The 24245-nt window shown below is 53.1% G+C and carries 20 protein-coding genes and 1 riboswitch; of the genes, 18 read left to right on the top strand and 2 right to left on the bottom strand.

Translation table 11 applies throughout. The annotated features are described in order from the left end of the window. Positions 1-337 precede the first annotated feature (337 nt). The 8 genes from pulA (at position 338) to ACTHPM_RS10995 (ending at position 9221) form a co-directional block, all read left to right on the top strand. The gene (pulA, locus tag ACTHPM_RS11030; RefSeq protein WP_440395209.1) at positions 338-2680 is read left to right on the top strand and encodes a type I pullulanase; all 2343 of its coding nucleotides are present in this window, start codon (positions 338-340) and stop codon (positions 2678-2680) included. A 77-nt stretch (positions 2681-2757) separates the two neighbouring features. Then, a riboswitch (TPP riboswitch) is annotated at positions 2758-2862 on the top strand. A 215-nt stretch (positions 2863-3077) separates the two neighbouring features. After that, on the top strand, positions 3078-3776 hold the full coding sequence (tenA, locus tag ACTHPM_RS11025; protein WP_440395208.1) for a thiaminase II: 699 nt from the start codon (positions 3078-3080) through the stop codon (positions 3774-3776). After that, entirely contained in the window at positions 3776-4606 is an 831-nt protein-coding gene (gene thiM, locus ACTHPM_RS11020; RefSeq protein ID WP_440395413.1) for a hydroxyethylthiazole kinase, read from the top strand. The genes tenA and thiM overlap by 1 nt, the downstream gene beginning before the upstream one ends. Continuing rightward, positions 4603-5418: a bifunctional hydroxymethylpyrimidine kinase/phosphomethylpyrimidine kinase gene (gene thiD, locus ACTHPM_RS11015; protein ID WP_440395207.1), complete on the top strand. Its 816-nt coding sequence runs from the start codon at positions 4603-4605 to the stop codon at positions 5416-5418. Before thiM ends, thiD begins: the two co-directional genes overlap by 4 nt. Then, positions 5415-6104: a thiamine phosphate synthase gene (thiE, locus tag ACTHPM_RS11010; RefSeq protein WP_440395206.1), complete on the top strand. Its 690-nt coding sequence runs from the start codon at positions 5415-5417 to the stop codon at positions 6102-6104. Before thiD ends, thiE begins: the two co-directional genes overlap by 4 nt. A gap of 162 nt (positions 6105-6266) precedes the next feature. Further along, positions 6267-7751: a carboxylesterase/lipase family protein gene (locus tag ACTHPM_RS11005; RefSeq protein WP_440395205.1), complete on the top strand. Its 1485-nt coding sequence runs from the start codon at positions 6267-6269 to the stop codon at positions 7749-7751. A gap of 186 nt (positions 7752-7937) precedes the next feature. Further along, the gene (locus ACTHPM_RS11000; protein ID WP_440395204.1) at positions 7938-8390 is read left to right on the top strand and encodes a cupin domain-containing protein; all 453 of its coding nucleotides are present in this window, start codon (positions 7938-7940) and stop codon (positions 8388-8390) included. 207 nt (positions 8391-8597) lie between these two features. Then, on the top strand, positions 8598-9221 hold the full coding sequence (locus ACTHPM_RS10995) for a 50S ribosomal protein L25 (RefSeq protein ID WP_440395203.1): 624 nt from the start codon (positions 8598-8600) through the stop codon (positions 9219-9221). A 102-nt stretch (positions 9222-9323) separates the two neighbouring features. Here ACTHPM_RS10995 and abc-f read toward each other — a convergent pair whose 3' ends face one another. Together abc-f and ACTHPM_RS10985 are read right to left on the bottom strand one after the other, a co-directional pair. Beyond that, the gene (gene abc-f / locus ACTHPM_RS10990; protein WP_440395202.1) at positions 9324-11225 is read right to left on the bottom strand and encodes a ribosomal protection-like ABC-F family protein; all 1902 of its coding nucleotides are present in this window, start codon (positions 11223-11225) and stop codon (positions 9324-9326) included. Positions 11226-11317: 92 nt separating this feature from the next. After that, entirely contained in the window at positions 11318-11467 is a 150-nt protein-coding gene (locus tag ACTHPM_RS10985; protein ID WP_440395201.1) for an RAxF-45 family protein, read from the bottom strand. 166 nt (positions 11468-11633) lie between these two features. Here ACTHPM_RS10985 and ACTHPM_RS10980 point away from each other — a divergent pair, with 166 nt between their 5' ends. From ACTHPM_RS10980 to lepB, 10 genes are all read left to right on the top strand, one after another. After that, on the top strand, positions 11634-12704 hold the full coding sequence (locus ACTHPM_RS10980) for an undecaprenyldiphospho-muramoylpentapeptide beta-N-acetylglucosaminyltransferase (RefSeq protein WP_440395200.1): 1071 nt from the start codon (positions 11634-11636) through the stop codon (positions 12702-12704). 97 nt (positions 12705-12801) lie between these two features. Continuing rightward, positions 12802-16122 carry a DEAD/DEAH box helicase gene (locus ACTHPM_RS10975; RefSeq protein ID WP_440395199.1) on the top strand — a complete coding sequence of 1107 codons (3321 nt, stop codon included), beginning with the start codon at positions 12802-12804 and terminating at the stop codon, positions 16120-16122. Positions 16123-16358: 236 nt separating this feature from the next. Further along, the gene (locus ACTHPM_RS10970) at positions 16359-17339 is read left to right on the top strand and encodes a hypothetical protein (protein WP_440395198.1); all 981 of its coding nucleotides are present in this window, start codon (positions 16359-16361) and stop codon (positions 17337-17339) included. Between the two features lie 515 nt (positions 17340-17854). Continuing rightward, positions 17855-19798: a DUF2207 domain-containing protein gene (locus ACTHPM_RS10965; protein ID WP_440395197.1), complete on the top strand. Its 1944-nt coding sequence runs from the start codon at positions 17855-17857 to the stop codon at positions 19796-19798. A 176-nt stretch (positions 19799-19974) separates the two neighbouring features. Next, positions 19975-20949: a diaminopimelate dehydrogenase gene (locus ACTHPM_RS10960; protein WP_440395196.1), complete on the top strand. Its 975-nt coding sequence runs from the start codon at positions 19975-19977 to the stop codon at positions 20947-20949. Between the two features lie 112 nt (positions 20950-21061). Further along, positions 21062-21832 carry an AAA family ATPase gene (locus ACTHPM_RS10955; RefSeq protein ID WP_440395195.1) on the top strand — a complete coding sequence of 257 codons (771 nt, stop codon included), beginning with the start codon at positions 21062-21064 and terminating at the stop codon, positions 21830-21832. A 237-nt stretch (positions 21833-22069) separates the two neighbouring features. Then, the gene (locus tag ACTHPM_RS10950) at positions 22070-22378 is read left to right on the top strand and encodes a PadR family transcriptional regulator (protein WP_440395194.1); all 309 of its coding nucleotides are present in this window, start codon (positions 22070-22072) and stop codon (positions 22376-22378) included. Continuing rightward, positions 22375-22722 carry a DUF1048 domain-containing protein gene (locus ACTHPM_RS10945; RefSeq protein ID WP_440395193.1) on the top strand — a complete coding sequence of 116 codons (348 nt, stop codon included), beginning with the start codon at positions 22375-22377 and terminating at the stop codon, positions 22720-22722. The genes ACTHPM_RS10950 and ACTHPM_RS10945 overlap by 4 nt, the downstream gene beginning before the upstream one ends. A gap of 46 nt (positions 22723-22768) precedes the next feature. Then, positions 22769-23119, top strand: a complete 351-nt coding sequence (locus ACTHPM_RS10940) for a DUF1048 domain-containing protein (RefSeq protein ID WP_440395192.1) — start codon at positions 22769-22771, stop codon at positions 23117-23119. A gap of 304 nt (positions 23120-23423) precedes the next feature. Beyond that, complete coding sequence (gene lepB, locus ACTHPM_RS10935) at positions 23424-24071, top strand: signal peptidase I (RefSeq protein ID WP_440395191.1); 648 nt, start codon at positions 23424-23426, stop codon at positions 24069-24071. Positions 24072-24245 lie beyond the last annotated feature (174 nt).

The raw sequence follows: 24245 nt of genomic DNA, 5'->3' as shown, positions 1-24245 counted from the left end.
ATGCTCATATCCGGCACGCCTTTTCTTTTGCCCTGCGGGGGTACGGCTTCCAGGCTGCTGAACTTCCTAAAGCTGTCAGGAAGGCGAAAACCAGTGCAGCAAAGCATTTTAACCTTGCCGAATCTCCCCGCATAAAATCACCTGGATTATACTATGAATCTATTAGGCATCGATTTGGATCCCGGCCTTAATTTTCCTGAGCGGACAAGCCCTTTGCTATTCAGCAAGCATGAATTTGGGCCGATATAACGCATATAAACCCTAGCAAATGGCAACAAAGACACATAGGATGTGATGTGCATACATCGAATGTCATAAATATGGTGGTGTATAAATCATGAATGAATTTAACGCATATTACGCAGGCGATGATCTCGGCTGCAATTATACCAGAACGGAAAGCGCCTTTAGGCTGTGGGCTCCCGATGCCGTGAAGGTAACTCTGGCCCTCTACGAAAATGCGGGGAGCTATGACCCAAGCGGAAAGGTTGCTGACCACACGGGCGGTATGGAAATCGTTATGAAAAGTCTCAAGGATGGCGTGTGGTTTTTGCGTTATTACGGGGATCTTGCCGGACGATATTACATGTACAAAATCGAAGGTCCGGATGGAAGCATCCGTTATGCAGCTGACCCGTATTCAAGGGCCGTAAGCGCGAACGGGGCCAGGTCGGCCATTATAGATATGCAGTACTGGAGTCCTCCAGGCTGGGAGAAGGACCGGCGGCCGGCTCTGAAGGGACCGCAGGATGCCGTATTGTATGAGCTGCATGTGCGGGACTTTTCGGCTGATCCCGATGCGGGCTTTAAGCACAAAGGCAAATTTAAAGCGTTTACCGAAACGGGACTGAAAGACAGGGACGGCAATGCGGTAGGCATCGACCACTTGAAGGAGCTGGGCGTCACACATGTCCACCTGCTGCCGGTATTCGATTTTGCAACGGTCAACGAGCTCCAGGCGGATCATCCGGATACGGTCGAACCGGAATATAACTGGGGATATGATCCGCAGCATTTCAATGTTCCGGAGGGTTCCTACGCGACTGACCCGCAGCTCCCCGGAGTCCGGATTCTGGAGTTCAAGGAAATGATCATGGCCCTGCACCGCCAGGGCATACGCGTTATCATGGATGTGGTATACAATCATACCTACAGCGTGGAGAACGGCCCTTTCGATCCCATCGTACCGGGTTATTTTTACCGGCGGGATGGAGAGGGGAGACTTTCCAACGGTTCCGGCGTGGGGAACGAGCTGGCGACAGAGCGTCCAATGGTAAGAAAATATATTGTGGATTCGGTTAAGTATTGGGCGCAGGAATATCACATTGACGGCTTTCGCTTTGATTTGATGGGACTTATCGATACCGATACGATGGCCCAAATTACGGAGATGCTGCACCGCGAGGTAGATCCCACGATTCTCGTCTACGGTGAGCCCTGGACCGGCGGGGCGACGCCTTTGAAGCAGCAAACCTTGAAGGGGGCTCAAAGAAATCGGGGGTATGCGGTTTTCAACGACCACTTCCGGGGCGCCATTAAAGGCGACAGCGACGGCGCGGGCCTTGGCTTTGCGACAGGCCAGCCCGGGCTCGAAGGCGCGATACTCGAAGGGATCAAGGGCGCCGTGCATGATTTTGCCGATGCTCCGTCCGAATCGATCAACTATGTCACCGTGCATGATAATTTGAATCTATGGGATAAAGTGCTGCTTACGCAAGGGCTACAGGGTGAGGCGGGATTCCAGGAGATTCGGGACGGTAAGCTTGCCGGGGGAGGCATCCTGCGGGAAGCGGTGGAGCATACCGAACCGTACCGAAGCGTGAATAGCGACCATATCATGAACAGCGAAACCGTGAAAAGGGCCATTTTGGCCAATGGCATCGTGCTTACCTCCCAAGGTATTCCCCTGATCCAGGCTGGCGAGGAGCTGCTCCGCACCAAATACGGCGACCATAACAGCTATCGCAGCGGCGATGCGATCAATGCGATCCGCTGGCAGAACAAGCGGAGATTCAAGCCGGTCTTTGACTATTATCGCGGCCTGATCCAGCTCCGGAGCAGCCATCCGGCCTTTCGCATGACATCAAGGGAACAGATCGAGAAGCATTTGAAGGTGCTCCGCTGCCAGGACAACACAGTGGCGTACATGCTGCAGAATTGTGCGAACGGCGACGCATGGAAAAATATTATCGTCATTTACAATGCCAACAGGCATGAAATCCGGATGGAGATCCCCTTTTCCCTTACCGGTTGGAAGATAGCTGTAAATGGGGAGCGTGCCGGAAATGCAGCGCTCGAATCGCTCAATGAGGAAACCGTGAATGTTCCCGGCTTGACCATGATGGTGCTCTATGAAGAAGTCGGGGGTATACCTCGGCCAGCCAAACGCGTGGAGTTTCAATATGAGCGGCCCGACGGCAATTACGACGGCTGGAATCTGTGGGTCTGGGGTACGGGACTCGGCGAGCACCAGGTGGATTTTGAACGGGTAGAGCACGGCAGAGCGGTTGCTTCGATAACAGTTCCTGCATCCATGAAAAGACTTGGCTTTATCGTGCGTTTGAACGAGTGGGAAGCGAAGGACGTGGAGCAGGATCGGTTCATCGACCTAAGCCATAGTCAAAATACCGTTAAGGTACAAATACGAAGCGGTGCGGATCCGTCCAAAATGATCAGCTGACAAGCGCAGTTTTGAAACGGGATTTGACAAGGGTGCACGAGGCGGGCTAAAGTAAGACGTGTATACAAACTTCATACGAAATCCACTGGGGGAGCCGCGCGTAGGCGGCTGAGACAAGGATGCTTGGACCCTTTGAACCTGATCCGGATCATACCGGCGTAGGGAAGTGGAGACGGCCTTCTCATGTATGGATGGATGATGATTTCAACATGACTTGATAAGCCGCTCCATTTCGGGGCGGCTTTTTTGATACGCAAATGCCGTGGCCCGAAATGCTCCCCTGATTGCCGTATTGGAACATGATTCAATGCTGCGTTTCTCCAAGCAAAATTGCCTCTTTCGACCAACCTTGGCTCTCTTTCGGATTTCATCCAAATCGAGGCGGAGGTGTCCTGATATGTACCGTTTTACCGAGGAACTCAGAAGTGTGGCAGATCCGATATTTAACGCGATATTTGATCATCCGTTTGTGCGGGGAATTGCCGAAGGAACGCTGGGGAAAGAACAGCTGATTCATTACGTCAAGCAGGATTTCGAGTACCTGAATGCTTTTATCCGGATTTACGGAATCGCAATCTCCAAATGCGACAGCCGTTCTGCCATGGCGCTTTTCAATGAACAGATCTCGTTTGTTCTCCGCAGCGAGACTCATCCACATCATAACTTTTGTAAGGTGGCCGGTGTGAACTACGAACAGATGCAGGGATATTCATTAGCCCCTTCCGCCGACCATTATATCCGGCATATGCTGAATGTTGCGCACGAGGGAACGCTCCAGGATATTGTTGCCGCCCTGCTTCCATGCCCATGGACGTACGCGGAGATCGGGCAGCGATTGCTGGAGGAAATCAGGCCGGAACGGAGCCATCCGTTTTATGATTGGATGCATTTTTATGGAGACCGGGAATTCGGCGTGACGGAGCAGCTTCGCCTCCTGCTTGATGATGGGGCTGAGTTGTTGTCTCCTGCGCGAAAAAGCCGGCTGACGGAGTATTTTGTGAAAAGCTGCCAGCTGGAATATAAGTTCTGGAACATGGCATATACCCTTGAAAAATGGCCGGTCGGCATGGCGCAGGCTGAGGAGGTGCGCTCATGATGACCGATATGGAGCATCTTCCGCAAAGGATCCGGCAGCGGCGGCCGCTTGTACATAATATGACAAATGTGGTGGTGACGAATTTTACGGCGAACGGACTGCTGGCGATCGGCGCTTCCCCCGTGATGGCATATGCCCGCGAAGAGGCTGCGGATATGGCGAAGATGGCAGGGGCTTTGGTGCTTAATCTGGGGACGCTCAGCACGGAAATGGTCGAGTCGGCAATCCTCGCGGGACGTTCAGCCAATCTGCACGGTGTCCCGGTGCTTCTCGATCCTGTTGGGGCGGGCGCGACCTTGTTCCGGACGAAGTCGGCGCTCGAAATTATGCGGGAGGTACGCGTCTCCATAGTTCGCGGCAACGCTGCAGAGATCGCGCATTTGATCGGCGAGGCAGCGGTCATCAAAGGCGTGGATGCCGATGAGGCGGAAGACGAGGCGCCTGTCGATTTGGCGGCGCGGGCTGCCAACCGCATCGGTACCGTGGTTGCCATAACGGGCAAAGAAGATGTCATTACGGACGGTACGAAGGGTTACGTGATCCGCGGCGGCCACCCGATCATGACCCGGGTCACCGGGACGGGCTGCCTGCTGACTTCCGTGATGGGGGCTTTTGCGGCGGTAGAGCCTGATTTATTGACGGCGGGCGCTGCGGCTTTGGCCTTCTATGGAGCGGCTGCAGACCGTGCGTACGCTGCGGCCGGGCACCGCGGCCCGGGGAGTTTCCAGACGGCTTTTTTGGACGCTTTAGCCGAAATGGATCAATTCCCGGTTATGGATGAGTCGATCATCTGCCACAGAGCATTGGCCGGAAGAGGGTTTCTGCAATGAGCACGGTCAAGGCGTTGACGGTGGCGGGCTCCGACAGCAGCGGAGGAGCGGGAATTCAGGCAGATATCAAAACGTTTCAGGAGCTGGGCGTGTTCGGCATGTCGGCCATCACGGCTGTAACGGTCCAGAATACACTCGGCGTTCAAGCCCTGTATCCCTTGCCGGCGGATGCAGTGGCAGAGCAGATGCGCGCCGTTCATACGGATCTCGGGATCGATGCGATCAAGACGGGAATGCTGCTGAGCGCGGACATCATTGAGGCAGCCGCAGATCAAATCCGTGCTTTCGGATCGAAGAATGTCGTGGTAGATCCTGTAATGGTGGCGAAAGGTGGAGCCGAGCTCTTGCGCCAAGACGCCGTATCCGCTCTAAAACGCAGGTTACTTCCGCTGGCTATGGTCGTAACGCCCAATATCCCCGAGGCAGAGGTGCTCGCAGGCATGCAGATTCTGACGATGGAGGATCGCCGGGAGGCAGCCTTGAAAATCTCGGAATACGGAGCGGGGGTCGTCGTCATCAAGGGGGGACATGATCCGGCAACGGACGACGCGGTAGATTTGATGTACGACGGCCAATCCTTCACCCTGCTTTCATGTCCGAGAATAACGACAAAACACACCCATGGGACAGGCTGCACCTTCTCGGCGGCCATTACGGCAGGACTCGCCAAGGGCATGCCGGTCGCCATGGCGGTTCGTACGGCCCGGGAATATATTCAGGCGGCCATTGAGGATACGCTTGCTATCGGCGGCGGATGCGGGCCCACGAATCACTGGGCATACAACCGCAGAAGACAGGGGGCCTTGCGATGAGCCGTATGAATACAGAACGGCTGAAGGATGCGCTGCGGCTTTACGTTGTTCTGGGAAGCACCGATTGCAATGATGATCCCGCCTTGGTTGCGGAGGCGGCCATCCGGGGCGGGGCAACGTTGGTGCAGTTCCGGGAGAAGGGGAGGGACGCAAAGACGGGGGGCGAGAAGGAAGAACTCGCCAAACGGATCCAAGCGGTGTGCCGCAGATACGGCATTCCGTTTATCGTCAATGATGACGTTGACCTGGCGCTGGCGGTGGATGCCGACGGGGTCCATGTCGGACAGGAAGATGAATCGGCACGATCCGTAAGAGACCGGATCGGAAACAGAATATTGGGGATATCGGTCCATTCAGCGGAAGAAGCGTTGCTGGCGGCAGAGGCGGATGCGGATTATATCGGCGTCGGCCCGATTTATCCGACCGTTTCTAAGGCGGATGCCCGTGCGGCTAGGGGGACGGCACCCATCCGCGAGATTAGAGCGGGGCACGTGACGCTGCCTCTTGTCGGGATCGGGGGAATTAACTGCTATTGCGTTCAAGAGGTCATCCAAGCCGGGGCGGATGGCATCGCCGTCATTTCGGCGGTTACGGCCGAGGCTGACCCGCAAGGTGCCGCCCAAAGGCTGATGCAAGAAGTGGAATCGGCTTATTGTCTGCTTAGGAAGACAGGTGAGCGTTGGTAAATCAATAAAAGTGAGCCCAAGGGAACCTGCCCGGAGCAGGTTCCTTTTTCAATTGGACGGCCGGGTGAAGCGGCGCGAAGCCCGGTGCACCAGCGCTTGGGTTTACATTTTATTTAATGTTAAAATGGGAGAACAACCGAAGACAGAGAGGATGTTTACATATTGGACGAGCTCGTTATTCGTACACAACAGGGGTTACTGCAAGGGATCAGGCAGCCTGGCGTTCGTGCCTGGAAGGGAATTCCTTATGCCGAGCCTCCGATCGGTAAACGCCGTTTCCGCAGACCGTTGCCGGCACAGCCATGGAATGGCATTCGCCAAGCCGATGTTTCCGGGCCTCTTGCCCCCCAGCCGGTTGACCCTTCCGGAGGGATATTTGGCCTGAAACGCGGCGAAATTCCGCAGTCCGAGGACTGCTTGTATTTGAACGTCTGGGCGCCTGATGCGGTGACGGACAAGCCTTTGCCGGTCATGGTATGGATTCATGGCGGCGCATTCGTAACGGGAGGCGGCGGGCTGCCGATCTACGACGGATCGCAGCTTGCACGCCGGGGTGGTCTGATCGTCGTCTCGATCAGCTACCGGCTCGGTGCGCTTGGTTTCACGCATATGGGAACTTATTCGGACGGAAGCGAGGACGGATATGTAAGCAATGCGGGTCTGCTGGATCAGATCGCCGCGCTGGAATGGGTTCAGAACAACATTGAATCATTCGGAGGCGATCCACGGCAGGTGACGGTTTTTGGGGAATCGGCGGGCAGCATGAGCATCGCGGCCCTGCTTGCCATGCCGGCGGCCAAGGGACTGTTCGGCCGTGCCATTATGCAAAGCGGAGCTTCCCAGGCGATATCAAGCGAGCAAGGAAGCTATCTCGCACGAAAGCTGCTGGATTCGCTCGGCGTTTCCCAGGATAACCTGGATACGTTACCTTCTTTGAAGACGGAAGACATCCTAACGGCGGGGAACAAGTTGAAACAGGCTGCAGGAGCCAGCGCGATCATGCTGTTTCAGCCCGTCATCGACGGGAAGGAACTCCCGCTCGATCCGCTGGAGTGCGTTGCCCGAGGCTCCGCTGCAGGCATCGAAGTCATCATTGGTACCAACCGTGAGGAGGGGGCGCTCTTTATACAGGACGGCATGCCGCTATTGTCCGGAGACAAGAATGCCAAGGCGTATGCGGCGGTAACGGGAGAGCCTGAAGCGGCGACATGGATCAGGGATTATCCGGAGACCGTGGACGGCCAGCGCCAGGCAATGACCGAGCTCTATTTCTGGAGATCGGCACTGAAGTTTGCCGAAGCACAGCGGAAATACGCACCCGTATGGATGTACCGCTTCGATTTCGCTTTGGTTCCTGGACACCGTGTATTGGGAACGGCCTTCCATTCTGCCGAGATCCCGTTCGTGCTCGGGAATCTCGGGCTGCTGGCGTCAGCCGGCCTGCCTATTGATCCGGGGGCTGAAGCTGTTGCCATAATCATGCAGGATGCCTGGGCGGCATTCGCCAAAAGTGGCAGTCCGTCCACGGAACACCTGGACTGGCCCTCGTATGGCGGCGATAAGCGCTGGACGATGCTGTTCGGGAAGGAAAGCAAACGGGTCTCTGACCCTGAATCCGGAAAGCGGCAGCGGATAACCGGAAATTAGCTGGTACCAATCGGGGTTTAAACGGGCATCATGATATGGACAGCGAAAGCCTTTAAACAATAGCTTCATTCAATCATTTACAAGCTTGTACCCGTTTGTTAAAGTAAATGGCAGATTCCCTGTGAACAGGGTTACTTACACGAGGATTTTTGACGGAATCCCGACCGAAGAAAGAAGGCAGAAAGCATGACAGAAGCATTGTTGTCCCCTTGGGTAAAAAAACTCGACCTGCAGCCTCATCCTGAGGGCGGCTGGTACAAAAGGCTGTGGGAAGCTTCGTTCGAAATTCCGAAGGATGTGCTTGACCCGAAATATTCCGGCCCCCGTCCGGCAGCGACGTCCATCTATTTCCTGCTGCATCCGCATGAATTCTCCAAATGGCACCGGGTCTACTCGGACGAATTATGGATGTGGCATTCCGGCAGTCCGCTGCTGCTAGTCCTCGGCGGTGACGACGATCAGCCGGGCGAGCGTACCGAGATCATTCTCGGCATGGATTTGGAGAAAGGACAGGTACCTCAGGCTCTCGTTCCGGCCAATGTATGGCAAGAGGCGCGTCCTCTTGGCGATGAACCGATTCTGGTATCCTGCGTCGTGTCTCCGGGCTTTCATTTTGACGATTTTACGATGATTGATTAACCGGGCCTCATATACGCAAACTCCGATTATTGAATCGAAAAAACCTGCTGCAGGACAACCGCGGCAGGTTTTTTTGCGTACAAAAAAGCTTTATGGGGAATACTTCTTACGGAAAAACGTTTGTATCAATGCCGGATTGGGTAATACATAGATATGCCGTCTAACTTGCGGCCCATAGACAGCAACTATCAAAGGAGGTTATTCAAGATGTCATCTCATTCACTTACAGCAGAACGAAGAACCGACACCAAACATTCGAGCTTGCGCAGCATTAGAGAAAGCGGTCGTATTCCCGCCGTCGTATACGGGTCCCAGACCGAAAGCATCCCGCTCAGCGTAGATGCCAAGGAACTCGCGAAGGTAGCCAGAACGGGACGTACGGAGATGTTCAAGCTTCAAGTGGAGGGCTCCTCCGATTTCAACGTCATCATTAAAGATTTCCAGAAAAAGGGCGGGGCTTGGAGCCATGTCGACTTCTTGCAAATTTCCGCCAATAAACCGCTGAAAGTTCGCGTGCCAATCGAATTTCAAGGTACTCCGGAAGGTACGAAATCCGGCGGCATCATTCAGCATTTGGAAACAGAGCTTGAGGTTGAAGCACTTCCTGCGAACCTGCCTTCATCCATTGAAGTGGACGTTAGCCACTTGAATATGGGCGATAAGCTGGTTGCTGCAGACATCAAGCTGCCTGAAGGTGTAACATTGACCGCTTCACCGGAAGAACTGGTCGCTCACGTGATCGCTCCACGCGCCGTTGCGGAAGCAGAAGGCGAGACGACTTCCGAGGAGGAAGCAGCTCCTGAAGCTTCGGGGGAAGAGTCCCAGGAATAACATACATCGGTTGAATGCATATATACTTGAACCCCCGGCCTAATTGGCCGGGGGTTCTTTGCTGGAATATGAACGAAAGCCCAAGGAGAACGGGCTGGTGTCTTACTGTACGGAGTCCATCCATGCCTCATAGAGCTGCTGCAGCTGTGCCTTTAATTGCTCGCTTTCACCGTGCAGCTCGGCAAGCTTGCCCGCATCGCAAGCAATCTCAGGATTCGTCATTTGCTCTTCAAGCTCTTGAAGAGCGCGTTCCACGTTTTGGATTTCAGCTTCCCACGAGACGGCTCTCGGAAGGGGAGCACGCGATTTAGCGGGAGTCGAATCAGGAGCGGTAGTCGGCTTCAGTGAATCCGCCGTTACCTTCGCTTTGTCTACAATGGAACGTGCCCTGTATGCATCGAATCCCCCGGTAACTGCCCGAAGCGTATGGGGTTCCAGACTCCAGATCGTATCCGCCAGGCGGTTAATGAAATAGCGGTCGTGGGAAACGGAAAGAACGGTTCCTGCGAAATCCTCCAGCGCTTCTTCAAGCACTTCCCTGGAATCGATGTCCAAATGGTTGGTCGGTTCGTCGAGGATCAGCAGATTCGGCTTCTGTTCCATTAAAACGGCAAATCGCAGCCGCGTCCATTCACCCCCGGACAGGCTGGAGATGCTCTTAAACACATCAGCTCCATAAAACAAAAAGCGAGCCAGCTTGCCCCGTGCTTCACCCTCTTCGATCTGAGCCTGCTCACGGTAAAACTGGAGCACCGTTTGGCGCGTGTTCCCGGGATTCTCCTGCTGTGCCAAATAGCCGACGGAAACACGCGAGCCCAGCGCGATGGTCCCTTCAGATACGTCCTCGCTACCCAGGATCATGTGCAGAAGGGTGCTTTTGCCGCAGCCGTTCGGCCCTAGAAGCATGACCGTTTCACCGTACCGGAGAAGCCCATTCAGGCCGTGAAACAGACGGCGATCCCCGAAGGCTTTGCCAACCTGATCGAGGATCAGCACTTGCTTGCCCGAACGGTCACTCTGTTGTAGATGAAGGTTCATCTTTTTGCGCTCGAGCACGGGCCGTTTCAGTTTGACCATGCGGTCGAGCGCTTTTTGCATCGAGGCAGCCCTGCGGTGGAAGCCGGCATTCGGCGGATTGGCTTCGTTTCCCCATTGAATCAGCTGTTTGATGCTCTCCTGCATTTGCTTGATCTTCTTTTGCTGCTCTTGATAATGCGCAAACTGCAGGAGCAGCCGCTCTTCCTTTTCTTTTTGATAGCCGCTGTAATTCGTATGGTATACGAAGGCTTCGCCGTCTTCGATTTCGATGACTTTCGTGACAAGCCGGTCCAGGAAGTAGCGGTCATGGGAGATGGCGAGGATGGTCCCCGCATATTCTGCTAAAAATTGTTCCAGCCACTCAATGGCCCCCAAATCCAAATGGTTCGTCGGCTCATCCAGCAGCAGGACGTCTGGTTTTTCCAGCAGGAGGACGGCAAGCCCGACTTTGGTCTTCTCTCCGCCGGAAAGGGAGGCGAAGGGATGCGTAAATTGCTGGGCAGGGATCCCGAGACCGCCTGCAACCTTTGCGATCGATGCTTCAACCTCGTAGCCGCCTGACTGTTCAAACCGCTCCTGGAGCTTGCCGTACTCCTCAAGCCAGCGTGCAAGCGCCTCGGTATCGCCGCTTTCCCCGGGATCGGACATCAGGGCTTCCAAGGTACGCAAGCGCTGCTGACACTGGAGCACGTCGGCAAATGGACGCAGCAGCACATCGTATACCGTCTCCTCGGCGGCGGCACCCGGAATCTGGGCGAGCAAGCCGATTTTCGCGCCCTTTTGGACGGCGATATTTCCTAGATCCGGAACATCATTTCCCTTCAGAAGCTGGAACAAGGTCGTTTTGCCGCTGCCGTTGCGGCCGATCAGGGCGGCTTTCTCCCCGCGCCCGATCTCGAAGCTGATATCCGACAGCACCAGCTGGGCGCCGTGGTATTTTTGTACGTTTTTGCATTGAATCATCATCTTGAATTCCTCCATAGATGCCGGACCCATAGAAAAAAGCCGCAGGGAAATGACCCTGCGGCTGAACGTTCAACGCAAATGTTCCGTTGAAGTTAAGGTAGGAGCGGCATTTCACATTTTTTTAGAACCATCGGATATTTAAAAATAGACAGACGTATCCCGTGATTTGCGACATTGTAAAAAATGCCGGAAATGATCATCGGAAGCTGATGAATCCGGTTGTTCGAAAAATGTTGTGCCACTGCTACCTCACCTCCTTCAATACAAAAGTTACGTACATTTTAAACGGTTTGCTGCCGGAACGCAAGAGGTCACTGATCATGCCAAGGAGAAACGGGGGCGATTACGCTTATATAAAATCCCGCGGTATAATACAATAGCAACAGAGCGCTTGAGCGGGAGGTACATATGAAGAAGGTTATGTTTACCGGGGGCGGGTCTGCGGGCCATGTGACTGTGAATCTGGCTCTGATGCCGCAATTTTTGCAGGAGGGCTGGTCCGTGGATTACATCGGCTCGGCCGGCGGAATCGAAAGAGAATTGGTAGGGAAGGTTCAGGGTGTGGATTATTTCCCGATTTCCACAGGTAAGCTGCGGAGGTATCTGGATATCCAGAATGTGAAGGATCCTTTTAAAATCGCGAAGGGTGTATGGCAAGCTTACCTTCTGATCCGGAAAAGGAAACCGCAGGTTCTGTTTTCGAAAGGCGGATTTGTTTCGGTGCCGGTGGTCATTGGAGCGTGGCTGAACAAAGTGCCTGTCATCATCCATGAATCGGATATTACGCCGGGCCTCGCCAACCGGATTTCCATTCCGATGGCATCAGCCGTTTGCACGACTTTTCCGGAGACTGCCGAACAAATGAGCAAGGACAAGACGCATTATGTAGGCGCCGTCATTCGCAAGGAGCTGCAACAGGGAAATGCCTCTAGAGGCAGAAGTTATTGCGGTTTCCAGCCGGGCAAACCGGTGCTGCTGATCATGGGAGGCAGTCTTGGCGCCCGTAAAATCAACGAATCCGTAAGAGCAGCGCTTCCGGTTCTCACAGCCCGCTTCCAGATTGTCCATCTATGTGGTAAGGGCCAAGTGGATTCCAGCTTCAACGTGCCCGGATACCGGCAATACGAATACATAAACGAACAGCTGCCGGATGTACTGGCCATGTCGGATATGGTCATTTCACGCGCCGGATCCAATTCCATCTTTGAGTTTCTGGCGCTGCACAAGCCGATGCTGCTCATACCGCTGACCCGGCAGCAGAGCAGGGGAGATCAAATCCTGAATGCGCGTTCGTTCGAGAAATCCGGGTACTGCCGGGTATTGGATGAGGAGGGACTGGACGCAGCTTCTTTGGTTCATGAGGTGAATGAAGTATATAGCAATCGTCTGCAATTCGTGGATGCCATGCAAAATAATAAGCATCCGGATGCTCTTTCCTCCGTTTTCCGCCTGATTAAAGAGACAGCGAAGCAACCATGAAATAGAGAACAGCCGTTCTCTATTTTTCGCTTTATCCGTGCTTTTTATGGTATATTGGATAGACGAATATGGCTTTTCGGAAAGGATACATTCATTCATGCTGGCATTTACTGCAGAGCGAATCAAGAACCTGTGCGGGGTCACAGGCTTTAAACGCGGAGAGACGATGATGGAGCAGGGCCAAGTGATGGTCATGGAGCGAGATGAGGACAATCGCTGCAGCTTGGCTGTCGTCCAAGACCAAGAAGTCTTCCACGTCCATGTCGACGTCGACGGAGCGGATTTCAGCGCGGAATGCGAATGCGCGGGTTACGGCGGGTATTATCCCTACTGCAAGCATATCGCGGCTGTGCTGCTTCAGATGCTGGAGGAAGAAAAGAACGGGGGAGAAGCATTGAACCCGCGCCAAGGCGAAGTGATACCCCTTCCGACCCCAGGTATTACCTCACGCGATATCCGGCTCGCTGGCGGCCTGATTGAGCTGTTCGACAAGGCGGCTGATCTGGGACGGATCAAGGCGGGGCAGCGGCTCGCAAGCGCTCTGAAGGAGACGCTGAGCGTCGAATTCGTCTGCAAAATAACGGACGAATTTCTGCCGGACCCGAAATTCAGAATTGAAATGAAAGTCGGTCAGAAGCGGTTGTATGTCGTACAAAACATCCGTCAGCTGCTGCTGCATATCGAGGAAGGAAGGCCGCTTCCCTTCACCAAGCTCTTTACGTACGATCCAAGCCTACAGACCTTTCGCGACGAGGATTGGGCGGTCATCGAGCAGCTGCTTCGGATTGCAGGCAGCGAATTCGCTTACGATGATACGGGAAGATTCTATGCGGGCTACGCTACATCAGGCAATCAGCGGCTTTTGACGGTGCCTCCTCTGGCGTGGGAGTCGCTGCTTCCCCGCTTGATCGCAGCAGGCGCGCTGCTCGAACGGGATTTGGGAGAACCGGTCGCGATGGAGGCATCCGATGAGCGGCTTCCGGTCACGTTTGATATCAGCAGCGGCAGCGGTGACGGTTACGGCCTGGAAATTCGGGGATTGAAAAGGGTCATGGTGATGGATGCCTATCAGTGCGCCGTTTTGGAAGGGAAGGTGTACCTTCTCCCGGAATCCGAGCTGTTTCTGCTGTCAGAAATGAAATCGCTGCTGTACCGCAATGACCACACGAAGATTCAGGTATCCCCGCATCAAATGGATGCGCTCATGGAAAGGGTGGTCCCCGGGCTGCGTAAAATCGGCAGGGTATCGGTTGATTCGGCGATACGCGATCGCATCGTCCAGCCCTCGCTGTCCGCCAAGCTCTATCTCGACCGGGACGAAACGGCGCTCTATGCCAGGGTTGAGTTCGGGTATGGGGGCATCATCATCGATGCGCTGGCTGACGATTGGGAAGCGCGCAAAGACAGCGACCTGATTCTCGTCCGGGATACGGAGAAGGAGAAAAGGCTGCTGGACGTGCTGAACGGGAGCGATTTTATCCGGCTGGACAAGGAGTGGTCGCTGGACCTGTCGGAGGAGGACAGCGTGTACGATGTGCTCTATCATCTGCTTCCCCGACTGGAATCCTGGGTAGATGTGTACGCCACGGACGGCGTCAAGCAGATGATGCATACGGGTCGCAAGGCTCCCAAAATCAAGGCGGATACCGACCAGACGACCAATTGGCTTGAAATTACGTTTGAGCTGGACGGGATCAGCGACAAAGACATCCGCAAGATTCTGCTCAGCATCGTTGAGAAGAAGAAATATTACAGGCTGCCCGAAGGCTCTTACCTTTCGCTCGAGGGAGAGGCTTATCAGCTGTTCGGCGAGCTGTATGATGAGCTGGGAATGAGAAAAGGAGACGTCACGGGCGGCCGCATGCAGCTTCCGGTATTCAGGGGTCTCCAGCTTCGGGATAAAGACAGCGGCAGTCTCCAGCTCGGCAGATCCCTCCGGGGCCTGCTCGATCACATGCTGCGTCCCGAGCAAGGGGAGTTCCCCGTTCCGGGAGAGCTGTCCTCCGTGCTGCGCGATTATCAGATGGAGGGCTTCCAGTGGCTGAAGACGCTTGGTTCCTACCGCTTCGGCGGCATATTGGCGGATGATATGGGCCTTGGCAAAACGCTTCAGAGCATCGCCTACATCCTGTCGGAAGCCCGGGAGCAGTCCGTGCGGCAGCCTGTCCTGATCGTGGCCCCGGCTTCGCTCGTGTATAACTGGGAGAATGAGTTTCAGAGATTTGCGCCGTCCCTTAACGTGCAGGTCGCACTCGGAGCCAAAAAGGAGCGGAACGATATGCTTCTGCGCATGGCGGAGGCCGAGCTGGATCCGGAAGGGGCCGATGAAGAAAGCACTCCCGATTTCGATGCGGACGTCATCATCACTTCCTATCCTTCCCTGCGGAAAGACATCCGCATCTATAGGGAAATCAATTTCAGTACATTAGTGCTGGATGAAGCCCAAGCCATCAAAAATTCATCGACCCAGACGGCGCAGGCGGTGAGGGAAATCTCGGCCGGGCGCAGGTTTGCGCTTACCGGAACGCCTATTGAGAATTCGGTGGACGAGCTTTGGTCGATTTTCGACGCGGTCTTCCCGGGGCTGTTTGACGGTTTGAAAAATTTTCGCGGTCTCAGCCGCGACCGGGTTGCTCGAATCGTGCAGCCCTTCATTTTGCGCAGGCTGCGGGCGGACGTGCTGGAAGAATTGCCTGAACGGATCGAAACCGTGCAGCAGTCGGAGCTTACTCGTGACCAGAAGAAGCTCTATGCCGCTTATCTCGAGGAATTCAAGGAAGAAACGATACGCGATCTGGAGTTCGAGGGCTTCCAGCGCAGCCGGATGAAAATATTGGCGGGCATTACACGATTGCGGCAATTGTGCTGTCATCCTGTCCTGTTCGTTGACGGCTACGAAGGGGAATCCGGGAAGCTGCAGCAGCTGCTTGAGGTAGCGCAGGATTGCCTGGAGAGCGGCCGGCGGATGCTGATCTTTTCCCAATTTACCAGCATGCTGCGTATCATCCGCAGCGAGCTTGGGAAGCTGGGAATCCCTGTCTTTTATCTGGATGGACAGACGCCGGCAAAAGAACGGGTGGACATCTGCAGCCGGTTTAACAGCGGAGAGCACGACGTGTTTCTGATCTCGCTAAAGGCCGGTGGAACGGGGCTGAACCTGACTGGGGCTGACACGGTCATATTGTATGATCTGTGGTGGAACCCGGCGGTGGAGGAGCAGGCGGCCGGACGCGCCCACCGGATGGGCCAGAAGAATGTCGTTCAGGTCATCCGGCTTGTCACCAAAGGTACGGTCGAAGAGAAGATGCTTGAGCTTCAGCAGCGTAAAAAGGATCTGATCCGCGAGGTGATGGAGCCTGGTGAGGAAGTTCAGACCGCCCTTTCGGAGAAGGAAATACGCGAGCTACTAGCCTTATAAGACGAAAATGGAGCATGATCCCAAAAAGAGAAGCCTATAACAGATTAGGCTTCTCTTTTTGGGTTTAATTCCTATGATTAAGAACGAAGTTAAGCTCAAGCCAGCGATTTCTTTGAATATTCAGAGGATTTATGAAGGAATTTCGGAGGAGATGGCGAAATTTACCTACATAACACTAGTATTTTTGACCTATTATCTGTGATCTATTCATGGATGTTTATGAGGAGAAGAATGATATGGGATACGATATATTCATGAAGCCTTTCCGCGAACGGCACATTCAGAGCGACGTCTGCTTGAAGCGGCAGGAGCTGATTGCGAAGAAAAGCTCCCAACATCGGAATGGGGCGGACTGGACCGAGGCTGAAAAAGCAGCATTCGAAGCTGAGTGGTATGAGAATGAGCTGGCGTGGATTGAAACGATCCACTATATTTGCGGGAAGCCGGTTTCCTGGGAGGAGATCGCTGCAATGCCCGCACCATTCGTTCGGGGGGAACAGGGGCCGCATGAAAGGCAGATAGAGGCAGAGTACACTGAATATAAGCCGACTCGGATGCAGAAGCTGCTCAAGCAGGAGGCCATAATAAAGCAAGAGATGGAGGAAAGGCTGGAATCAGCGAGGGATAAAGACCGGCAGGAATATGCAGGATGGAAGTCGTTGACCGCTTTTGCGCAGGATATTCTGGAGGGAAACCGGACGGCGTATCTTCGGGTTCTGGAGGAGCTTGCTCCAATTGAAGATTTGCTTTCGCTCGGCAGCGGCATGGAATTTAGCGTTCTGGATGCTGAAAACGTCGAGGTCGAACTCGACGTTAATTTAGGCGGAATCATACCGAATGAATCTAAGCGGCTGACGGACGAAGGCAGCGTGATCCGTACCCGTTTCAGTCCCGGGGAATATCATGAACTGGAGCTGAAGTACGTATGCGGCTCCGTGTTCCGGATTGCCCGCGAGCTGTTTGCGCTGCTGCCGCTGACGACCGTTCTGGTCCATGCCAGGGATACGATGGCCAATCTGGAGAGCGGTCAGGAGGAGTATGTAACGATATTGTCCGTTTGTTTCGACCGACAGGGCATGCCCCGGGAGGAGCCTGCACTTGCTCCAGGCCAGCTGCTGCTGGAGCCCTTTTCTCATCACATGCAGTTTGAGACGTCCACCGGCTTTCATCCGGTCGACCCTGTGCCACGCCAATTCATACCGCATTTCAATTCATAGTCGTTTCAAGCGAAGAGCCGCTGTCATGCGAGCGTTCCGCCCGGCTTCAAAGCGGGCCGGCGCCGCGCTGACAGCGGTTTTTTGTAATGGCTGTGATGATCATGTAGGACTCGGATTTTCTTGCCTGCTTGCAGCGGTCTATTGGACCGGATCCGGGGATCAGCAGCCGTTCAGGGCCTCCGGTATACGAGATTACCGACAGGAAGCAGGAAATGAGAAGACTGCCCACCTATGACCGAGTGCCTAAGATTCATCGTGAGCTGATCCCGTGAATGGGTTGGAATACAGCTGCAGGCTAACATTCCAAGCCTTGCCCCTTCGCCATGTATACGTTTTCATCAGGGCGAGGGGATTCTTTTGCATGACACAGGCTACTGCTTTGAGTTTGGCCTTATTTTGGTACCATATCCTCTTGATTCACCATAGGCAGCATTTGTTAATATTAAAGAGAACACAACGGATTTAATTTACGTAGAGAGACATTCAACTTAGAGCATGAGGATAGGAGTGAGTGGATGAAGAAATGGATGCTGGTGGTGGTCGGTCTTGTTTTTATATTGGTTCTGGCTGGCTGCGGCGACAAAAAAAGCTTCTCCATGGACCAAGTCGACACGAAAGCATACGTCATGCCTGACGGGGATTTGTACGTGGAAGAGCTTTTTACGTACACATTTCATGGCAGCTACCAGGGGACGACCCGATATATCGACCCGGGTGAAAAGAAAGGCATCGAGTTTTTTGAGGCCTATACCCCTCCGCAAGGAAAAAAGTTGGGCGAGTTTTCCCATGAAAATCTCGAAAGCCTGAACGTTCAATGGGATGGGGAAGACGACACGTATTACATATACAACAGCGCCAAAGACGAAGTGAAGCAGGTGTACTACCGCTACCGCATCAGTCAGGCTGCCGTAAGATACAGCGATGTGGGACAGCTGGACTTCCGTTTTTTTGAGAACAGCAACCAGGATATTCATCACGTCAGCGTGGATGTGTTCCTGCCATCGGATTACAACAAAGCCGACGTGCATGCGTTCCTCCATGATCGGACCGGAGGCAAGATTACGACTCAGGGGGAGCCTGCGGTTCATTACGAGAACGAAACGCTTTCCGAATACGGTGACGCGGAAATGAGGATTCTGTTCCCTCAGGACCAGCTCTCCCAAATGAAAGTAAGCAATAAGGATGTATCCCTGAAACAGATGCTTGCCGCCGAGCAGAAGCGCGAAGGACGGCTGGAGCAGCGCGAGGGAAGGATGACGGAAGCTGGAAAGGTCATTCAGGTATTGTCGGTTGTCTTTCTTGCAGGCGCCGTCCTGTATTTGCTGTCCTGGAAAAGAATATCGGCATGGCTCAGCCGCAGGCAGGTCTCCAAAGAAGAGCTGGAGCAGCTGGACCCCTTGATGAAAACCTTCATTATCCGAAAAAGCCGTTTGAAGCAAAAGGACTTCATTGCCGGCCTGCTGTCCTTGCGCAGCCGCGGGTTCGTCACGGTCAAGGAGGTTCCTTCCGCCAAAAGGTTCCAGGAAGAGCCGACCGCGCCGGATACGACGCTTCTGTTCACCTTCCAAGGGGACAGGGGGCTGCTGAATGCTGCCGACCGCAAGCTGGTCGAATGGCTGTTCGTGGAAAAAGACGGGGTGCGGACCTTCCGCATGGACTCGCTGGCTGGACCTACTTTTAAAGAAAAGCAGGATGACCATTTAATCGCAAAATACCGCAAAAGATCTCTTGAGCATGCAGCGCATTTTAAAGAGTGGAGCAAATCCCTGGCGAGCACGGAACCATATGCAGAAGAGATCACAAAGAACGGGCTGCTGAAGATATTCGTTCCGGTGACGGTAATCATTCACTATTTGCTGCTGCTTTATCTGTATTACGCGGATGTGGCATCCCTGGTGAGCATCGTTCTGGTCGCAGGTTTACTCGGCCTTGGCGGAATTTGGACTGTGGTCAAGTATCAATCCAAGCTGTGGATACTCCTTTTCCACCTGGCCTGCTTCATCATTGGAAGTCAGATCGTTCATGAGGAAGCGGTGGGGGATTATGTACTGCTCGTCGTGTGTTCAGCCCTGTTTGCGGCGCTGATTCCAAAATACCGGATGAGATGGAGAACGCTGCAGCTCCGGTATGCGCTCAAGGATTGGAGAAAAGAGCTTCGCAAAGGCAAAGGCGTGAACGCGGTATCCGATCCCATACAGGCGGAGCGGGATGCGGAGCATGCGGTTCTGCTCGGTGTGATTCCGAAATATGTCAAGCGCCTGAAATCCGATGAGCAGGGCAGCACGGCTGCTTATGCCGCAGCGGTTCCGCTGCTGTTCAGCACAGATATTTTGTCGTCCATGCAGTATACGCAAAGCCATCTCAGCTTCAGTCCCTCGAGTTCCTCCAGCTCGAGCGGCAGCAGTTACAGCAGCGGAGGAGGCGGCGGCGGTGGCGGCGGTGGTACAGGGGCATTCTAGTCCCTGTATTTTTTGATGAAAAATTTGTGCTTTTCCTCACACCAGATGGCATGTCTGCGTAATTCTGTTTATAATAGAGGACAGTTACATAAAATGAACCAGAGAAAGATAGAACATGAGTTCATTTTATAGAGAACGAAAAAAAGATACTATAATGATTGCTTTGGGAGGATTATATGAAACAAATTACGGTTGGTATTGTAGGGTACGGAAACTTGGGTAAAGGTGTGGAGAAGGCAATCCGCCAAAACCCGGACATGCAGCTTGAAGCGATCTTCACCCGCCGCGAGCCGAATGGCGTTGAGGCCAGCGTACCGGTGCTGCATATTTCCGCAGCTGAACAATATATCGGCAAAATCGATGTGATGATCCTGTGCGGAGGTTCTGCGACGGATTTGCCTGAGCAAGGTCCTCAGTTTGCTAAACTGTTCAACACGGTTGACAGCTTTGATACGCATGCACGTATTCCTGAATATTTTGCGACGGTGGACGCGGAAGCTTCGGCTGCCGGTCATGTCAGCGTCATTTCCACGGGCTGGGATCCAGGTCTCTTCTCCTTGAATCGCATGCTTGCAGAAGCCATCCTGCCTGAAGGCAAGGAATATACTTTCTGGGGCCGCGGCGTGAGCCAAGGTCACTCGGACGCGATCCGCCGCGTCGAAGGCGTGAAGAACGGCGTGCAGTACACCATTCCGGTCGAAGAAGCGGTAGCCAAGGTGCGTTCTGGCGAAAATCCGGAGCTTACGACCCGCCAAAAGCATCTGCGCGAGTGCTTCGTGGTAGCCGAAGAAGGCGCGGACCAAGCACGCATCGAAAAAGAAATCAAAGAAATGCCTAACTACTTCTCCGACTATGACACGACAGTGAACTTCATTAGCGAAGAAGAGCTGAAGGCAAGCCATTCGGCAATGCCGCATGGCGGTACCGTGCTGCGCAGCGGACGTACCGGCGAGAACAGCACGCAGATCATCGAATTCGGCTTGAAGCTGGACAGCAATCCGGAGTTCACGGCAAGCGTACTGGTGGCTTATGCCCGTGCGGCAGCGAAGTTGTCTGCTCAAGGGGATAAAGGCGCCAAAACCGTGTTCGACATTCCGTTTGGGATGCTGTCGCCTAAATCGGCCGAACAGCTTCGCAAAGAGCTGCTGTAATTTAGAGCGGATAAGTTGTAAAAAGGCATCATTCAATCCATAATGGATTGAAATGATGCCTTTTTTTTGCAAGGAGAGGAACGAACCCAAGCCGAAAGGAGATGGGCTGATTATGCTGGATGCGCGCTCACTGTATTTAAGGAGCATCATGCTGAGAAGGGAAGAGGTCCCTTCCTTCCGCTCTTATCCCTTTAGTCTGCCGGCCGTTCACGACTTTTACAGTCTTTCTTTTCAAAAACCGGTTACCTTTATCGTGGGCGAGAATGGATCGGGCAAGTCGACGCTGCTGGAAGCGATGGCGGTTGCCTGGGGTTTTAATCCAGAGGGAGGAACCAAGAATTTTACGTTCGAAACGCAGGCATCCCACTCGGAGCTGCACCGTTACATGCGATTGGCCCGTGGCGTGATCCGCCCCAAGGATGGCTTTTTCTTCCGGGCGGAAAGCTACTATAACGTTGCAACGAATATCGACCAAATGGATGCCGAGGGTGGGGGCGGGCCGCCCATCAGGCACTCGTATGGGGGCAAATCGCTTCATGAGCAATCCCATGGGGAAAGCTTCTTTGCAACTTTCATGCACCGGTTCGGAGGCCGGGGGCTGTATCTGATGGATGAACCGGAGGCAGCTTTGTCTCCGCTCAAACAGCTGTCGATGCTGACGCGCATGCATCAACTGGTGCGCCAGCGGTCGCAGTTCATCATCGCCACGCATTCGCCGATCTTAATGTCCTATCCGAATGCCGAGATCTGGCAGCTGGATGAGGAAGGAATGCGTTTGGTCGCACTCGAGGATACCGAGCATTACATTATCACCCGGAAAATGATGAACAACCGCGAGCAGATGCTGGATATCCTTCTGGAGGATGAAAGTCAATCGGAATGACAAAAAGCTGTCTTTATGGACAGCTTTTTGTTTTGTAGCGAAACATAAGCTTAAAACTCAAACGGAAAAGAGCAGAGCAAATAGGATTGACAAACCAACTACTGCGTGTTACTTTATACCTGAAGTAAGTAATACTTTATACCTGAAGTAAGTAATACTTTATACCTGAAGTAAGTAATACTTTATACCAGTCATACAGAATAGCTTGGGGTGATTGAGCTGGATAACTTAACAGAAATGCTCAAAGGTGTGCTTGAGGGCTGCGTCCTCGAAATTATAAGCCGCAAAGAAACCTACGGCTATGAAATTACGCGGCAGCTGAACGCCCTTGGTTTTACCGATGTCGTGGAGGGAACCGTGTACACCATTCTGACTCGGCTTGAGAAAAACAAATGGGTGGAGATCACCAAAAAGCCCTCCGACATGGGACCGCCGCGGAAGTTTTTTGCGATCAACGACGCAGGGCTGAAGGAGCTGCGGACGTTCTGGGAAAAATGGGAGTTCGTATCATCAAAACTGAACGAGTTAAAGGAGGAGAAACAATGAATTTTTGGGAAAAAATTACGGGAAGTGACATGACGAGGGAAATGAAAGCTTTTGAATCACGTGCCCAAAAGCTGCCGGCTGATTATCAAGCGGCATGGGCAAAGATCAATGCCTACCTTTGGCCGCACTCCGATTTCACGGGCCGCAACCTCATGCCTATTCTTGACGGTGTGCTTGGTCTGCTTGAAGAAACAGCGGCGGACGGTCAGAGCGTTCAAGAGGTGCTGGGGGACGATATCCAGGGCTTCTGTTCAGCGCTGGCCGGCGAAGAGGGAACCAAGTCTTTTCGCGACAAGTGGCGCAAGCAGCTCAACAATAATATCGCTAAAAAATTAGGTGAGTAAATCATTATTTCTTTTCGTTCATTCTATCTATAATGAGGAGGATATCATGAGAATAAGAGATATAATCGAGGGCAAAAAAGAGTGGCGGGCACACGTGGCGCGTGTCAAAGCGCTTCCGCAAGACTACCAGACCGTGTATAAAGAGATTCAAAAATATCTTTTTAAGGTCGGCCCTGTGGAGCTAACGGAAGGAACGGGGGTGCTATCGGGGATTGTCGATCTGTTTGAAGAAGGTGCCGCTTCGGGAAAAGGCGTGCTCGTAGTCACCGGCAGAGACGTAGCGGCTTTCTGCGACGATCTCATCAAAGATTCGAAAACTTACGCCGACCTCTATCAGGCATCTGTTCACCAAGAAGTCAGCAAAGCCATAAAGAAGGTTACGGATAAAACCCAGTAAAGGGAGACATCGGATTGCTGTTATACTGGGGCTGACGGCCGTGCCAGCCATTACGCTGCTTATGGTCAAAACGCTCACCTTCACCAGTTTTGCTCCATGGGATTGGGACCGGCGCGCGAAATAACATTCTATGTTCCTCTATTCAGAGTAATGGTGAGTGATATAAATAAAGGAGCAGACTGAAAAGTGAGGCCTGTTCCTTTTCTTATGGATGAGTTATCCAACCGGTGCTCTGCTGCTGATGAGGTATAATTAGCCTTGAGATTTCGTATAAGGAATAAGAAATCGAAGGGAGTGAGAAATGATGAAAGTGGTCATTTTCGCTATTGTATCGGTATTGATATTTGCTGGATGCAGTTCAGATGATATCATTACGGATTCCATAAGCAAGCCAGCGATGAGTACATGGACCAGCAATGAGTTGAAATCCGGTCAGATGATTTATCATCATAACTATGACAATATGGATCGTGGGAATCATGATTTAGAAGGACAGATTGTACTTGATTTGAAGTATTACCATGATCGAGCGATTAGCCGTGGCGATATCGTATACTTCACAAATCCTGAAACTAATAAAAATCTTGGCAAAAACAGTATTTCTAGAGTTATCGGACTGCCCGGCGAAAAAATAAAGATGGAAAAAGGACAGATCTATATTAACGGCAAACGGCTTGAAACTTTTTACGGAAGAGCACATCGACTGGGTGATGATCTTGAGAGTTTGGAAAAAGCTTTAGAGCGGGAAGACTTCGAAGAGTACATACGAAAAAACATAGAAAATCAGTTGAAATATTTCCGACAACAGAGCATGGAAGAAATCAGGATTCCCGAAGACAGCGTGTATCTGGTAGGGGATGATTGGTTTCGGAGTAATGATAGCAGGTTGTTCGGCCCATTACCCATAGATAAAATTGAGGGGAAAGTGGTGGGGGTAATCGGTAGTCCATAAACATCGTCTGACCGCGCAGGGCTTTATTGCGCCGAGTGATGCGTAACAATTTCATTCGCAGCGTCTTCAATATGCCGCAGAGGCATCCTGAATCCGCTCGAAGAAGTGACGAACAAGCACAATCCCAGCGAAGAGGGCAGACGAATGCGCACAAGCGAAGCGTTCGCCTTTGCC

The organism is Paenibacillus sp. SAFN-054 (genome assembly GCF_051966755.1).
In the GTDB taxonomy this organism is placed as follows: domain Bacteria; phylum Bacillota; class Bacilli; order Paenibacillales; family Paenibacillaceae; genus Paenibacillus_AQ.
Note: the sequence above shows the minus strand (reverse complement) of the source record. Positions and strands in the feature narration are given on the sequence as shown.

Bases quoted from the DNA above. Each gene is read 5' to 3' on its own strand.
- ACTHPM_RS10995 (WP_440395203.1), top strand. From the start codon at position 8,598: ATGTCATCTCATTCACTTACAGCAGAACGAAGAACCGACACCAAACAT.
- thiE (WP_440395206.1), top strand. From the start codon at position 5,415: ATGAGCCGTATGAATACAGAACGGCTGAAGGATGCGCTGCGGCTTTAC.
- ACTHPM_RS10965 (WP_440395197.1), top strand. From the start codon at position 17,855: ATGAAGAAATGGATGCTGGTGGTGGTCGGTCTTGTTTTTATATTGGTT.
- lepB (WP_440395191.1), top strand. From the start codon at position 23,424: ATGAAAGTGGTCATTTTCGCTATTGTATCGGTATTGATATTTGCTGGA.
- thiD (WP_440395207.1), top strand. From the start codon at position 4,603: ATGAGCACGGTCAAGGCGTTGACGGTGGCGGGCTCCGACAGCAGCGGA.
- ACTHPM_RS10955 (WP_440395195.1), top strand. From the start codon at position 21,062: ATGCTGGATGCGCGCTCACTGTATTTAAGGAGCATCATGCTGAGAAGG.
- ACTHPM_RS11000 (WP_440395204.1), top strand. From the start codon at position 7,938: ATGACAGAAGCATTGTTGTCCCCTTGGGTAAAAAAACTCGACCTGCAG.
- ACTHPM_RS10960 (WP_440395196.1), top strand. From the start codon at position 19,975: ATGAAACAAATTACGGTTGGTATTGTAGGGTACGGAAACTTGGGTAAA.
- ACTHPM_RS10945 (WP_440395193.1), top strand. From the start codon at position 22,375: ATGAATTTTTGGGAAAAAATTACGGGAAGTGACATGACGAGGGAAATG.
- ACTHPM_RS10975 (WP_440395199.1), top strand. From the start codon at position 12,802: ATGCTGGCATTTACTGCAGAGCGAATCAAGAACCTGTGCGGGGTCACA.
- thiM (WP_440395413.1), top strand. From the start codon at position 3,776: ATGACCGATATGGAGCATCTTCCGCAAAGGATCCGGCAGCGGCGGCCG.
- ACTHPM_RS10970 (WP_440395198.1), top strand. From the start codon at position 16,359: ATGGGATACGATATATTCATGAAGCCTTTCCGCGAACGGCACATTCAG.
- abc-f (WP_440395202.1), bottom strand. From the start codon at position 11,225: ATGATGATTCAATGCAAAAACGTACAAAAATACCACGGCGCCCAGCTG.
- pulA (WP_440395209.1), top strand. From the start codon at position 338: ATGAATGAATTTAACGCATATTACGCAGGCGATGATCTCGGCTGCAAT.
- tenA (WP_440395208.1), top strand. From the start codon at position 3,078: ATGTACCGTTTTACCGAGGAACTCAGAAGTGTGGCAGATCCGATATTT.
- ACTHPM_RS10980 (WP_440395200.1), top strand. From the start codon at position 11,634: ATGAAGAAGGTTATGTTTACCGGGGGCGGGTCTGCGGGCCATGTGACT.
- ACTHPM_RS10950 (WP_440395194.1), top strand. From the start codon at position 22,070: ATGCTCAAAGGTGTGCTTGAGGGCTGCGTCCTCGAAATTATAAGCCGC.
- ACTHPM_RS10940 (WP_440395192.1), top strand. From the start codon at position 22,769: ATGAGAATAAGAGATATAATCGAGGGCAAAAAAGAGTGGCGGGCACAC.